Origin of the sequence: Bacteroides sp. D20 (assembly GCF_003436255.1) — a bacterium.
In the GTDB taxonomy this organism is placed as follows: Bacteria; Bacteroidota; Bacteroidia; order Bacteroidales; family Bacteroidaceae; genus Bacteroides; species Bacteroides uniformis.
Window position 1 is genome coordinate 63,303 of the sequence record NZ_QSOO01000002.1, and the last position, 14,531, is coordinate 77,833.

Annotated in this window: 13 protein-coding genes; 1 reads left to right on the forward strand and 12 read right to left on the reverse strand. The window is 48.8% G+C overall.

Features of this window, described 5'->3' with window-relative positions:
• Positions 1-6: 6 nt before the first annotated feature.
• The 5 genes from DXD78_RS02070 to DXD78_RS02090 form a co-directional block, all read right to left on the reverse strand.
• The gene (locus DXD78_RS02070; RefSeq protein WP_005826712.1) at positions 7-435 is read right to left on the reverse strand and encodes a co-chaperone YbbN; all 429 of its coding nucleotides are present in this window, start codon (positions 433-435) and stop codon (positions 7-9) included.
• Between the two features lie 9 nt (positions 436-444).
• Entirely contained in the window at positions 445-741 is a 297-nt protein-coding gene (gene trxA / locus DXD78_RS02075) for a thioredoxin (protein ID WP_005826711.1), read from the reverse strand.
• 71 nt (positions 742-812) lie between these two features.
• Complete coding sequence (locus tag DXD78_RS02080) at positions 813-2,972, reverse strand: S46 family peptidase (RefSeq protein ID WP_009036803.1); 2,160 nt, start codon at positions 2,970-2,972, stop codon at positions 813-815.
• A 139-nt stretch (positions 2,973-3,111) separates the two neighbouring features.
• Complete coding sequence (locus DXD78_RS02085; protein ID WP_005826709.1) at positions 3,112-5,277, reverse strand: S46 family peptidase; 2,166 nt, start codon at positions 5,275-5,277, stop codon at positions 3,112-3,114.
• 52 nt (positions 5,278-5,329) lie between these two features.
• Positions 5,330-6,565: an anaerobic sulfatase-maturation protein gene (locus DXD78_RS02090; RefSeq protein ID WP_005826708.1), complete on the reverse strand. Its 1,236-nt coding sequence runs from the start codon at positions 6,563-6,565 to the stop codon at positions 5,330-5,332.
• A gap of 133 nt (positions 6,566-6,698) precedes the next feature.
• Here DXD78_RS02090 and DXD78_RS02095 point away from each other — a divergent pair, with 133 nt between their 5' ends.
• Entirely contained in the window at positions 6,699-7,448 is a 750-nt protein-coding gene (locus DXD78_RS02095) for a DUF4369 domain-containing protein (protein WP_005836000.1), read from the forward strand.
• 83 nt (positions 7,449-7,531) lie between these two features.
• Here DXD78_RS02095 and DXD78_RS02100 read toward each other — a convergent pair whose 3' ends face one another.
• The 7 genes from DXD78_RS02100 to DXD78_RS02130 all read right to left on the reverse strand — a co-directional run bounded on the left by DXD78_RS02100 (position 7,532) and on the right by DXD78_RS02130 (position 13,914).
• Positions 7,532-8,290, reverse strand: coding sequence for a 1-acyl-sn-glycerol-3-phosphate acyltransferase (locus DXD78_RS02100; protein ID WP_009036804.1), 759 nt, complete (start codon positions 8,288-8,290; stop codon positions 7,532-7,534).
• 49 nt (positions 8,291-8,339) lie between these two features.
• Positions 8,340-9,515 carry a metallophosphoesterase gene (locus DXD78_RS02105; RefSeq protein ID WP_009036805.1) on the reverse strand — a complete coding sequence of 392 codons (1,176 nt, stop codon included), beginning with the start codon at positions 9,513-9,515 and terminating at the stop codon, positions 8,340-8,342.
• Complete coding sequence (locus DXD78_RS02110) at positions 9,503-10,129, reverse strand: hypothetical protein (RefSeq protein WP_005826703.1); 627 nt, start codon at positions 10,127-10,129, stop codon at positions 9,503-9,505. The genes DXD78_RS02105 and DXD78_RS02110 overlap by 13 nt, the downstream gene beginning before the upstream one ends.
• A 4-nt stretch (positions 10,130-10,133) precedes the next feature.
• The gene (locus DXD78_RS02115; RefSeq protein WP_005826701.1) at positions 10,134-10,619 is read right to left on the reverse strand and encodes an RNA polymerase sigma factor; all 486 of its coding nucleotides are present in this window, start codon (positions 10,617-10,619) and stop codon (positions 10,134-10,136) included.
• A gap of 193 nt (positions 10,620-10,812) precedes the next feature.
• Positions 10,813-11,727: a vitamin B12 dependent-methionine synthase activation domain-containing protein gene (locus DXD78_RS02120; protein WP_009036806.1), complete on the reverse strand. Its 915-nt coding sequence runs from the start codon at positions 11,725-11,727 to the stop codon at positions 10,813-10,815.
• Positions 11,728-11,767: 40 nt separating this feature from the next.
• Positions 11,768-13,114, reverse strand: a complete 1,347-nt coding sequence (locus DXD78_RS02125) for a dihydroorotase (RefSeq protein WP_009036807.1) — start codon at positions 13,112-13,114, stop codon at positions 11,768-11,770.
• A gap of 44 nt (positions 13,115-13,158) precedes the next feature.
• Positions 13,159-13,914, reverse strand: a complete 756-nt coding sequence (locus tag DXD78_RS02130) for a polyprenol monophosphomannose synthase (protein ID WP_005826694.1) — start codon at positions 13,912-13,914, stop codon at positions 13,159-13,161.
• Positions 13,915-14,531: the final 617 nt, after the last annotated feature.

A 14,531-nucleotide genomic window follows, 5' to 3' on the forward strand; every position in this document is an offset into this window, starting at 1 on the left:
TATGAACTATTCTGTTTTCAGTAAAAAGTCGTCAATCGCCTTTTTGTAGGTAGCCTTATCGGCTGCTCCGCGGAAGAGCTGAGGCTCTCCATTCATAGGGATGAATACAAAAAGAGGGATGCTTGTTGCATTGAACAACGCTGCCAGTTCCTTTTCCTTATCCACATTGACTTTGTAGACAACGATTTTATCGGCATACTCTTTGGCCAGTTCCTTCATAATGGGAGCCACCATGCGGCAAGGTCCGCACCAGTCGGCATATAAGTCTATGATGGCAGGCTTGTTTCCCTTGTATTTCCAGTCCTGGGATTTCTCATAGTCGAACACATCCTTGATGAACATGGCTTTGTTCATGACGATAACTTCTCCGTTTGTTTGAGCATAGGCCAGCATGCAAGAAAACACGAGGGCAACCATTGCTATAATCTTCTTCATTTCTTCTTGTTAAGAGTTTTGTTCTATAACGGCTTTCAAATCCTTACCGCTGATGACACCCGAGTGGCGCCATACGGCTTCGCCTTTCTTAAATACGATAAATGTCGGTACTGCTTGTATACGGTAGCGGGCAGCAAGTTCTTCGTGCTGGTCTACATCTATTTTGGCGATACGGGCAGCATCTCCTATTTCGTTTTTGAGTTCTTCCAGTACCGGATGCATCGCCTTGCACGGGCCACACCAGGTTGCAAAGAAATCAACTAAAACGGGCTTTTCTGATTGTATCAATTCTTCAAACTTTTCCATAATTTTTTCCTTTCTGTTTTTATTTATTTGTAATGATAACAAAATAGGAGGAGGATTTGTTCGCTAAATCATTATTTAATCGTCATCTCTTCAATGAGATGCGAAGCTCCCGCGTATTTGTCGATGATGAACAAGGTGTAGCGGATGTCTACACATGCTGCTCGTTGGGAGGACGGACGGAAGGCAATGTCGCCAGTCAAACCTTCGTAATTGCGGTCAAAGCCGGTACCTATCAGTTCTCCTTTGGCATTGAACACTGGGCTGCCGGAGTTTCCACCGGTATTGTCTGTGTTGACAATGAAGCAGATGGGCATTTCGCCGTTCGGCATGGCATAACGTCCGAAATCCTTTGCCTGATACAGCTGTTTCAGTTTGGCGGGGACTACAAACTCCCAATTGTCGGGATCTTCCTTCTCCATAGCTCCTTTCAGAGTGGTGTAGTAATCATATTTCACACCGTCTGCCGGAGCGTAGGGGAGCACTTGACCGTAGGTCAGGCGCAAGGTGGAGTTGGCATCCGGATAGATGGGCTGACCATTGGCAAGTTTCATGTCCATCATGCCCTTTACCCATACCTTGTGGGCGGCATTGTAGTTTTTATTGGCATCCATCATGGCAATGGAGGTCTGAAGCAGGCCGTCCGTGATGGAATATTTCAGCAAGACCATCCAGTCTGTATTAATCTTGTAGAGGCTGGGCTTGCGGATGAACTTGGCAAAGTTCTCCTTGTTGCCGAAGATGGAATGTTCAAAGCAGGCGTCGATGAAAGCGTCGCTGTTGCCCTTGAAACGCTTGTCTATGATTTGGAAAATACCGATGCGTTGTTCGGCAGGGATATACTTCATGTAGATTTTCAGCATTTCCTTGCCAACAATACGTTCCACTTCGGGGAAGGGGACAGAGGCAAAGTAGCGGTCGGCTGCCTTCTGAAGGCTGTCTTTAGCTGCTGCAATCTGTTTCTTGTCCTTGTTCTTCAAGGCAGATACCAGTCCTGCAGTGCTGGGGATACGCATGAAATCGAGTCCCGTCACCAGTGCTTCTTGAATGGCTTGCTGGTGGTAGAGGGCTGGACGGCGTTGCTTTACGATGGCGCGTATCTGGTCGAATGCTTGCTGATAGCTATTGTCGTTCAGCGAGCGTCCGCGTGCCAGAAGTGCCTCTTGCTGTGCACGTTTAGTGTCCAATACTTTCAGACGGACGAGACCTTCGTTCATACCGATGGCATTTTTCCAGTAGTTGGCAGAAGATGCATACTTGCTGGCATAGTGGATGCGTACGGCATCGTCTTGCAACATTTGTTTCATCAGAGCTTTCTGGCGGACATCGCGCACGTGGTGGCGCATGAAGTTGGTGGTTTGCATACGCTCTTCCACCTCGTCGGAAATCATGTAGCGCCAGTTGCGTCCGGGGAATCCCATGACGAAGGTAAAGTCGCCCTCGCGATAGCCGTCAAGGCTGATGGTGAGATGTTTCTTCACTTTCAGGGGAACGTTGTCTTTGCTGTAAGCGGCGGGTTTCCCGTCTTTGTCGGCATAGATGCGGAACATGGAGAAATCTCCCGTGTGGCGGGGCCACATCCAGTTGTCGGTGTCTGCGCCGAACTTGCCGATGGAGGAGGGGGGAGCGCCTACCATGCGGATGTCGCTATAGGTGGTCTTTACGAACAGATAGTATCTGTTTCCACCGTAGAAGGCTTTCAGTTCCAGTTTGCGGCCAGGTGTCAGGGCGATGCCTTCGGACTTGGCGAAGCGGTCGGCTACTGTCTTCAGGTATTTGGGAGACAGATAATTGGTGCCGTTCGGGTCGTCGTCGGTTTTCAGTTGTTCGTTTACGTACTCTGTCACGTCCAGTATCCGGTCGATGTAGGTGACGGTGAGTCCCTTGCAGGGAAGCTCCTCTTCGCGGGACATAGCCCAGAAACCGTCGGTCAGGTAGTCGTGTTCCACCGAGCTGTGTTGCTGTATGGCGCCATAGCCGCAGTGGTGGTTGGTCAGTACCAGGCCTTCGGCAGAGATGACTTCGCCGGTACAGCCACCGCCGAAATGCACCACGGCATCCTTCAGGGCAATGCCGTCGGGATTGTAGATTTGGTTGGTGGGGATGAGCAGTCCGAGTTCCGTCATGGCTACTTCGTTCTGCTTTTGCAGGTCGGTGAGCATCCACATACCTTCGTCGGCGTGTGCGGCAAGGACAGAAGATGTAATGAATAATGATAATAGGATTCTTTTCATGGTGATGTGCGTTAGAAGAGCATCTGAGAGGGGGGCTATTCAGTATACGACTGAATAGGGTTAAGTATACGACTGAATGGCATTCACTATACGACTGAATGCCATTCAGTATGGGAGGTAATCTCTCAGAGGCTTTAATTTATTCTATAATGTTCATTTCTTTTATCAGATGACTGCAATTGCCCAGTTTGTCGAGGATGAAGAGCACGTAGCGTATATCCAGTGCAATGCAACGCTGCAGGTCATTGTTGAAGTTGATGTCACCGCTCAGAGATTCCCAGTTGCCGTCGAAAGCAGTACCGATGAGCTGTCCTTCGCCATTGATGACGGGGCTGCCGGAGTTACCGCCGGTGATGTCGTTCGTCGTGAGGAAGCAAACCGGCATGGTGCCGTCTGCCATGGCGTAGCGTCCGAAGTCTTTCTTTTGAATCAGTTCTTTCAGCTTGGCGGGTACCACGAATTCACGGTCTTCGGGATTCTCTTTTTCAAGGATACCGTCGGTAGTGGTATAGTAGTCGTAGTGTACGGCATCGCGTGGGCTGTATGATTTTACATTACCATAGGTCAGACGCATGGTGAAGTTGGCATCCGGATAGGAGGGGACGGGCTGTTTCATTTCACCCAAGCCACGGATGTAGGCCTTGTGGAGCAGTTCCATTCCGCTTTCCAGTTCCATGTATTGCTTTCCGAGTTCCTGCAGCTTTTCGTTCTTGGAGCGCGAGTAAGCCGTAGCAGGGTCTTTCTCGATGGCTTTCACGGTGGGCTTTGCCAGGAATTTATCCAGGTTCTTGCGGTTGGAGAGGATGGAGTTGTCGTAAATGTTGTCTACGTATGTGTTGTAGTCGCCCTTGAACTCTCCGTTGATGGTTTGGTAGAAGGAGGGCAGCTCGTCGGCGTTCAGTGCCTTGGCAAGGGCGGGCAGGATGGCTTTGGCTACGGCGCGGTCCACTTCGTGGTCGTAGTCTTTATTGTGGATACCATCGTATGCATTTTCCAACTGCTTCTTCGAAGCTTGCAGCAATGAGTCGTTCTTCTCTTCGAGCGCTTTCTTTATGTTATCCATGATAAGGTAGGTACTGCCGAATTCGATAGCACCGCGCAATGCTTCGTTGGTATAGTAGAGCTGGCGCAGCGTGGGGGTGCTTTTCTCGATGATGGCATCAATTTTCTCTACCACACCCTCGTATTCGGGTTTTCCTTGGGCAAAGGCGGCATACTTTTTCTCGATTTCGGCTTTGGCGCCCAACACGTCATTGTCGATGATTGCCTTGTTCATACCGATGGAGTTCTTCCAGTAGTTACTGCTTCCGGCAAACTTGCTGGCATACTGGATGCGGGTCTTGTCACTGGCATCCATATACTTGCGCAGCACTTCGAGGCGTACGCCGCGCATATCAATCATTGCCTGATTCACGGCGTTCATGCGTTGTTTCACTTCGCTCTGGGTGAGGTAACGTTCTGTGCTGCCGGGGAAGCCCATAATCATGGCGTAGTCACCTTCGTTCAGACCTTTGATGGAGATGGGCAGGAACTTCGGGGTTTTCAGGGGTACGTTGCTTTCACTGTATTCAGCCGGCTCTCCGTTGGCATCGGCATAGATACGGAACATGGAGAAGTCGCCCGTGTGGCGCGGCCACATCCAGTTGTCGGTCTCACCACCAAACTTACCTACCGAGGAGGGAGGAGCGGCAACCATACGCACGTCGCTGTATACCTTATAATAGAACATATAGAATTTGTTTCCTGCATAGAAGGGGAGTGCGCGCACTTCAATGCCCGGTTTACCCTTCAAATCGCTCTTCTCCAGTTCCTCTTTTGCCAGTTTGTTGAGGAACGGGGAAGTCAGTGCATCGATTTCCGTCACTTCGCCTGCCTTTATTTTAGCGTTGACAAGGTCGGTGATGTCTACAATGCGGTGCACGAAACGGAATTTCAATCCCGGGGTGGGCAGTTCTTCACTGCGGTTCATGGCCCAGAAACCATCTGTCAGATAATCGTGTTCCACGCTGCTGTGCTGCTGTATGGCACCGTATCCGCAATGGTGATTGGTCAGAATCAGTCCTTCCGGAGAGATGATTTCGCCGGTACAGCCACCGCCAAAGATACCTACAGCATCTTTCAGTGACACGCCGTTGGGATTATAAAGGTCGTCAGCCTCCAGCTTCAGTCCTTGCTTTTTCATCATGTCGATGGAGTTCTGCTGCTTCATCAGTTGCAACAACCACATTCCTTCGTCTGCACGCGCAGAGCAGACTGTCAGTGCGGCAATGGCCGCAAGCAAACCTTTCTTAAATGTAATCTTCATATAATCAATTATTAAGTAATGTCTTTGAATTTCATTGTCATCGCTTGTGGGCTTATGGCTTTATGGCATTGTTTCTTATTGCTTCCATAATGTTTGCAGGCGGACGCCGGTTCATCAGTTCGTTCTTCATAAAGTCCATGTATGGGGCTGCGTGACTGAAGAACTTATGATATCCTGCACAAAGGTAATTCAGTCCCGGCTCTCCGTCGGCTGTACGTGCAAAACGGTTCTTTGGACATTCGCCGTTGCAGGCAAACAGCCATTCGCACTCCCTGCATTGGGTGGGGAGAGATTGTTGCTTCATCAGTCCGAAGGCTTGTTGCCGTTCTCCGTACATCATCTCCACCAGTGTATTCTGATGGATGTTGCCCAGTTTATATTCGGGGAAAACAAAATGGTCGCACGCATATACGTCTCCGTTGAACTCCATGACGCCTGCATGGCCGCAAGTCTTTGCCATGGAACATACACCCGGTTGTTCGCCTATCCAGTTGGCAAGGGTAGAGTCGAATAACTGTATGTAGTAAGTACCCACGTCCTGCTTTACCCATTCGTCGAACAAGGCGCATAGGAAGTCTCCCCATTGTTCCGGCGTGACGGAAAAGTCTGCCAGCTGCGTGCTCTTTTCCTTGTCTGCCAGGGAGGCAAGATGGCGTCCGTCCCCATGAGGGGCAATGCGCTCCACGATGGGGGCAAACTGGATGTAATGGCATCCTATCTCCTTGAAGAAATTATAGAAGTCCAGCGGATAGTCGGCGTTGTAGTCATTGACCACTGCCATTCCGTTCCATTCCACACCGTGCTTTTTCAGCAGGTTGATGCCCTGCATCACCTTGACGAAAGAGGGCTTGCCCTGCTTGTTCTTCCGGTATTCGTCATGGAACTCCTGAGGCCCGTCTATGGAGACACCCACCAGCCAGTTGTTTTCTTTGAAAAACCGGCACCATTCATCGGTCAGCAACGTGCCGTTGGTCTGTATGCAGTTGTCTATGGTGCGTCCGTTGGCATATTTCTTTTGCAGCTCCATGGCACGTTTGTAGAAAGAGAGCGGACGCATCAGCGTCTCTCCGCCATGCCAGGTGAACAGAACCTGGGGCATGGTCTGCGAGTTGATGTACTCCTCGATGAACTTTTCCAGCAGTTCCTCGCTCATCACATGCTTGGGGTTGTCTCTATATAGTTTGGATTTCTCCAGATAATAGCAATAATCGCATGCCAGATTGCATACCGCACCTACCGGTTTCAGCATTACATAGAGCGGTTTGGCAAAAGGTGCATAGGTTGACATGTATATTTTCTCTATTTTTATGATTTATAATTGTGCAAAAATACGTAAACCGAATGAAAAATCCTTTCTTTCTATTCGGTTTATAAGGAATATTAATACCTTTGCTGGGTGTAATTCAAAAATCGTTTCTTGCATGATTAGAATGAGTGTGAACCGCATTTTACCCTTTTTGCTCCTGCTTGTGCTCTTTACTTCTTGCAACCGCAAGTATAAGATAGAGGGCAGTTCCTCGGTAACCAGCCTTGACGGAAAGATGTTGTTCCTCAAGACGCTTCGGGACGGGCAATGGGTGAACGTTGACTCGGCAGAGGTTATCCATGGGCATTTCAAGATGAAAGGCCGGGCCGATTCCGTGATGATGGTGACTCTTTATATGGACCACGAGGGCATTATGCCTTTGGTGCTGGAAGACGGCAAAATCGTGGTTTCCATCTCCAATACCCAGTTGATTGCCAAAGGGACTCCTTTGAATGACAAACTGTACGAGTTCATAGACAAGCGCAATTCCCTGGAAGTGAAGATAGAGGAGCTGGAACGGAAAGAGGCGCGTATGGTGCTGGACGGTGCCAATCTGGATGATGTGCATGGGCAGTTGGCAAAGGAAGGCGAAACACTTGTGAAGGAGATGAACGACTACGTCCGGCAGTTCATTGTAGATAACTTTGAGAATGTGCTGGGCCCCAGTGTATTCATGATGATGTGCAGCACACTGCCCTATCCGGTGATGACTCCGCAGATTGAGGACATCATGAGGACTGCTCCCTTGTCTTTTAAAGAGAATACTTTGGTGAAGGATTTCCTTACAAAGGCGAAGGAGAACATGCAGCTGATTGAAGAGCAGAAGCGCATGAAGCAAAATGCTTCTGTAGGAGGACAGAAATAAACAGGAATGAGTTGATAATGACAAACGGGAATGCCTGAATATCCTATCAAGATATTCAGGCATTCCCGTTTGTCATTATGTCTTTATCTGTCCTGGTCTTCGTTCTTCACCATCCCTTTATACTTTTCCGGCAATGCACTCTCCACCGCCGCATAAGCCTCGTTCATGCTTGCCTTGATGTTTTCTGCCCCTTTCCCTTTGGGAGGAATAGGTTCATGGATGGTCAGTATCATCCGGTGACGGTGTATCCACTTTCCGGTGCGTGGAAGAATCTCGAACGAGCCGTCTATAGTGACGGGCACCACTTCCAGTTGCAGTTCATCTGCCAACTGGAAAGCACCTCTCTTGAAGTACCCCATGTGTCCCGTGAAGGTACGTGCCCCTTCGGGAAATACTACCAGTGACACGCCGTCTTTCAAAGATGATTCTGCCTGCCGCATGGTGGCAAGCACCTTCTTGGGGCTGGAACGGTCGACGAAGATATGTCCTGCGCTCTCGCATGCCTTGCCGACAAACGGGATTTTGCGCAGGCTCTTCTTCATCATCCATTTGAAGTTCCGTCCCAGGAATCCGTATATCAGGAATATGTCGAAGGCACCTTGGTGATTGGGCACAAACACGTAGGAAGTACGTTTGTGTATTTTCTCCCTTCCATGTACCTCCACCGGAATAAGCAGTATATAGCAGATGAGCTGTGACCAGATTTTACCGGGATAGTACCCCCAGGTATGCGCCCCCCCTATCAGCGAACCGATAATGGTGACCAATGCTGTAAGGATAGTCAGTACCAATAAAATAGGCAACGCAAAGCAAACCTGATAAGTGATATAAAGTATCTTCATAGGTGTCGGATTTTTTATTGCTACAAAGATATACCTTTTTCTTATTTCGTCACTCTTTCTCTCTTACTAATTTTAGTACTGTAATTTCCGGCCATGCCCCGAACCGGAACGGCAGTCCCACATAGCCGATGCCAATATTTACGTACAAAGCCCTTTTGCCTTCGTAGTACATTCCTCTCCATTCCGGATAGATAAGTTCGGCAAGGGAGTGTCCGAACAAGATGCCTTGCATGGCGTGGGTATGTCCTGCAAGCATCAGTGAAATATCCGATTGGGGCAGTACCTCGCGCCTCCAGTGGGTAGGGTTATGGCTGAGCAATATTTGGAACATTCCCTCCGTGCCCTGCATGGCTTGTGGCAAGTCTGCAAATTGGGAGAAAGGAGGCTCCCCGTCGTTTTCCACACCGATGAGGGCTATGCTGTCACCTTTGTGATGAAGGATGTCATGCTCATTGTTCAGCAGTTTCCATCCCATTGCTTTCTGCTGCCGGATTAAATAGTCCAGATTGGCGATTTCTGCTTTCGGGCTTTGCCAGTGATAGTATGAGCCATAGTCATGGTTGCCGAGGATGGAGTATACTCCGTCCGGTGCGTATAGTTGGGAGAGTATTTCTTGGAAACCATCCAGTTCGTGGCTCTGCTGGTTCACGAGGTCACCGGTGAAGACAATCAGGTCCGGCTTTTGTCCGTTGACTAAATCGACCAGCTGTTTGATGGGGTCCGGATTGCCTTGCCAACTGCCGATGTGTATGTCCGATATTTGCACGATGCGGTAGCCGTCGAAACCTTCCGGAATATTTGCAGAACGGTATTCCACTTCTTTTGTATCGAAACGGGTGATGCCTGCCAGGGTACCGTAAAGGATATTGAAGAAGCTGACGACAGCCAAAACCAGTCCTATAGCGGTGAACGGGCTGCGGGGACAACGACGGATGATGAAGTGCGCCAGTACTCCCACCAGCGAGCAAAGCATGAATATGGTTTTTGGAAAGACAAACAGCATGATGGTAATTGCCAGTCTGCCTATGGCCTGCGTATGGTTTGACATCGCATTGTCGCCCGTAAGGAACATGAAGTAAACATAGCCTGCCGCTAATAGCAAGGTGGGAAGCCAATAAAGGCAGTGAAGGACTGCCTTTCTGGTTTTTCTTACTACATAAACCAAGTAAATGTAAAGGTCGGGGATGAGAAGGAAAAGGATGAAAACAAGAGTTACTCGGTGCATATATCTTTCAATTCTTCAATGTTCTTTTTAATATTGTCCAGATGTTTGTAAATCACTTTTTTGTAGAGAATATAGATAATTAGCGCGTCAAATACTACGAAAAGGGTAATCAGTAGGGCTTGTACGCTGGCTGGTGCCAGATGATATTCCATCACCCAATAGTTGAGGATATTGAAAAGGATAATCCAAATGGAGATGCCCATCACTTCATATCTGGTCCATTGGCGGAAGGTGGTCATACGGCGACTGACTTCGGCAACCCCCATTTCATCAATACGCGTGTCCTTGTTCCAGCGGTATGTTTTCCAGTCCCACCACATGCCTATGAGGATGCTTATAGCGATGAATCCCAGTAAAGCGACAATCTTGCCTTGCAGCTGCTCATTGAAGCCGAAGGTGGGCAGCAACAGCCATATAAGCAGAAGGGCTGCCAGACCTACCGCTCCCATTCCGATAGAGAAACGCTGTATGACTACGAGTCGTCCCAGACTTTTGCGGGTATTGGCCTTGTAGCCGGCAATCAGTTCGGTAATCTGCTGTTCGTCAGCAATCGGTTCTTTCTGCAACTGTTCATTCAGTGCGTTCCATGATTTCTTCAGTTCATCCAGTTCCATATATTTATTCCTCCTTATTCATTTTTTTCAATTTGTCCTTGATGCGGCTGAGCTTGGTGGCAACATTAGTCAGGGTCAGCCCGGTGATTTCGGCAATCTCTTCGTAGCTTTTCTCTTCCAGATAGAGCAGGATGATGGATTTTTCCAATTGTCCCAGCCGGTTTATCATCCGGTAGAGTTGCCGTAGCATGGCTTGTGTCTCGTCGGTTTCTTCAGTCCGGTCGGCTTCCTGGGTGAGGGTGACGATTTCGGGGATGTTCTTTTCTTTGCGGATAAAGCTGATACACGTGTTCAGTGCGATGCGGTAAATCCATGTGGAAATCTTACACTCCCGCCGGAACTTGGGAAATGCTTTCCATAAGTTGAGCACGACTTCCTGATACAGGTCGTTGAGGGTAGCATTGGGCGTGGTGTACAGATAGCACACCTTATATATCACGCGCTCATACTCCCGTACCACGGATACAAACTCTTGTTCTGCATTTTCCATCTTTTAGCTTCTTTCGAATTGCTTTTGCACTGTTAGTCGCATTGTGTGGCGATAAATCACAGTTCAAAAAGGATTATTTTAATGTGTTAATGTGCCTATATGCTAATGTGCCAATGACCTGCGGCATGGTAGCACAATATACATATAGCGCAGCCAATTGGCACATTAGCATATAGGCACATTAGCACATTATTCATATTGTAGTGGCTAAAAACTTCCGCATATCCCCTATTGGCATTCCCCGGCGGCGGGCGTAGTCGTCCAGCTGGTCTTCTCCAATCTTGCCCACTGCAAAGTATCGGGATGCGGGATGTGCCAGCATCATGCCGCAGACGGAGGAGTGAGGATGCATGGCTCCATGTTCAGTCAGCGTGATGCCTATCTGTTTCATGCCGAGCAGTTCGTCCAGCAGGAAATTCACGGATTGGTCGGGTAGGGAGGGGTATCCCACAGCGGGGCGGATGCCTTGGTACTTCTCGACCAACAAATCCGGAATGGACAAGGATTCGTCGGGGGCATAGCCCCAAGCCTCCTTGCGGACATATTCGTGCATCTTTTCTGTGGCGGCTTCGGCGAGGCGGTCGTTCAAGGTTTGTACAAGGAGATGTTTGTAAGGGTCGTTCTTGTAAGTCTCTTCGGCCTCTTCACTGATGGTAGAGGCGAAAAGCCCTACGATGTCGGGCGTGCCTGAAGAGAGGGGACGTACAAAATCACTCAGACAGAGAAATGGACCGCCATCGGGTTGTGGTGTCTGCTGTCGGAGCAGAGGGAAGGTTGTTCCTTCTATCAAGAGGTTATCTCCGTCTGCATTTGCCTGGCAAAGCCTGAAGATGCAATGGATGGAGATTGTTTCGTCCAGTCGGTCGAGCATTCTATTGGCTTCCTTGAAGAGCTGCATGGCTTCGGAAGCTTTGGTACGTTCCTCCTCGGGAAAGGTCGTCAGCCAAAGTGCACGGCAGGAATCGCAGCCATGGATGTTGGCAATAGCCGCAAAGCGAGGCTGGAAGCCCCAGGCATGGAAGAAATAAATCCAGTTGATGTAAGGGGTTACTTCATGAATCCGATACGAAAGCAATTCATGCCCCGGTGCCAGTATTGTCCTTTTCATCCCATTTAATCCTTAATCCCTAATCCTTAATTCCTAGCCTTCACTCCCCAAATCTCAGTTCCTCGCCACGATAAGCATCGTCCACCATGCCGTCGCTATAAACGGGATGTCCGTTGGCAAAAGTCCTTTCCACTTTCCAGTTGAAGGTATGTCCTTCCAATGGGCTCCAGCCGCATTTGCTCAAAACTTTGTCGGCTGTCACTTCCCACGGGGTATCGGGGCGTACCAGCACAAGGTCTGCCCGGTAACCTTCACGGATATAGCCGCGCTCGTTGATGCGGTAAATTTGTGCGGGAGCATGGCACATTTTTTCAACGATGGTTTCGAGTGTGAATACTCCCTCATCCACCAGTTGCAGCATGCTGACAAGTGAGAACTGTATCATCGGCATGCCGGACATGGCCTTCAAGGCACCTCCTTCTTTTTCGGAGAGCAGATGGGGCGCATGGTCGGTGGCTATAACGTCTATCAGGCCGGAGTTGACGGCTGCACGCAGGGCATCGCGGTCGGCTTGCTTCTTAATGGCAGGATTGCACTTGATACGTGTGCCCAACGTGCGATAGTCACTGAGCGTGAAGAGGAGATGGGCAACGCATGCTTCGGCGGTGATATGCTTCTCGGAAAGTGAATAGTCATTGAACAGTTGCAGTTCCTTGGCTGTGGACACATGCAGAATATGCAGCCGTGCACCGGCAATCCTTGCCAGCCGTACTGCCAGCTCAGAAGATGCATAGCATGCTGCCGAGGAGCGGATGTAGGGATGCTTGCCTATGGGAATATCATTCTCTCCGGCAAACATTTCCTTATACTTGGCAATATTGTTCTTGATGGTTTCCTGGTCTTCGCAGTGGGCGGCAATCAGCATGTCTGTACCGTTGAAGATGTTCAGCAGGCTGTTCATCTTGTCTACCAGCATGTTTCCGGTACTGGAACCCATGAATAGCTTGATACCGCAGACGCGGTGCTTGTCCAGCTTGCCGAATTCGCTGTAATTGTCGTTTGTTGCGCCGAAGTAGCAAGAATGGTTTACGATACACTTCTCGTTCAGCAAATCAAGTTTGGCGTTCAAGGCATCCAGCGTAGTGGTCACCGGATTTGTATTGGGCATATCCATGATGGAGGTCACACCACCTGCGGCAGCCGCACGGCTTTCGGTGAGGATGTCCGCTTTGTGGGTCAGCCCGGGATCGCGAAAATGTACATGGTCGTCGATGATGCCAGGCAACAGATAGCATCCGGTGGCATCTATGGTCTCGTCACAAGGGGCGGAGAGCGGTTTCCAGTTGGTCAGTACCTCTGCAATGCGCCCGTCTTCTATCACTATGGAACCTTTCACGGATTGTCCTTCGTTGACAATCGTAGCGTTATGTATCAATATTCTTTTCATATCTTCCTAATATTTGTAGTAAACCCCTATCACTCTATCACCCATCACTTCATCTCCTTATCTACGGTAGGATATTTATGGAACCAACTGTTCCATTTCAACCGAATCACTCCGAATACGGCTTCACCAAAAATACTGCTGTTCATTTTGGAGGTGCCCAGTTCGCGATTAATGAAGATGACAGGCACTTCCTTTACCTTGAAGCCACATTTGTAGGCGGTGAATTTCATTTCTATCTGGAAGGCGTATCCTTTGAAGCGGATACCGTCCAGATTGATGGTCTCCAATACCCGGCGGCGGTAACATACAAATCCGGCTGTAGTGTCGTGGATGGGCAGCCCGGTGATGAAGCGCACATACTTGGAGGCAAAATAAGACATCAGTACACGTCCCATGGGCCAGTTCACTACGTTCACACCACTCACATAACGTGAACCGATGGCTACATCGGCACCCTCTTCGGAGCAGGCGCGGTAGAGTCGCGGCAGGTCTTGGGGATTGTGGCTGAAGTCGGCATCCATTTCGAAGATATACTCATAACCTCGTTGCAATGCCCACTTAAAGCCGGCTATATAGGCTGTTCCCAATCCCAGCTTTCCTTTGCGCTCCACCATGAAGAGGCGTTCAGGAAACTCCTGCTGCAAGGTCTTTACAATGGCAGCCGTTCCGTCGGGCGAACCGTCTTCAATGACAAGGATGTGAAAACCATGTTTCAGAGCAAAAACGGCACGGATGATATTTTCTATATTCTCCCGTTCATTGTAGGTGGGGATGATGACAATGCTGTCTGATGTTTGCATACTTATAGGTAATGGGGGTTATAACTGGGAACAAATGTAATACATTTCTTTTTTATCTGGCAGCATTTTCACACAAATCTTGATTTTGCAAAGTTCTGGCACCACGACTCTTTCATTTATGTAGCTCCTTCTAACTCCTGACTATAAGGAATGCAGGTTAAATCAAAGAACCATATGCTTGACTTTGAACTTTAGCCTCAATCTTTAGCTATTCCCGTTTCAATCATTAACAGAAAACATTCAAACTATTAAAGAAAAACTTTCGAAGTATAAAGGATAAAGTGGGTAGATATAGGGAGAAAAAGTGCTCTTCAGTCTTGGTCTGTCTATCCCAAGCCTTGGGATAGACAGACCAACCCCTGGGATACATGTCCGCAGGCTGGGGATAAACTTTGTGTAACATAACTCCTGAATAGGGATTGTGCAGGCTGTGTTATTCATAATTGGAGGAAAAGAAGTTTCATTGCCTTCCCCGATAAATAGGGCGATACAGAAAAAAGGTGAAGGATGTGCAGGCTGACAGCAGAAAGATTATTTCAGAGAACATAGTTGCCGACAGGTCAAAGCTAAAGATTATTTGTGTATTTTTGCACCGAATTTATTTCGGTAGGATACCT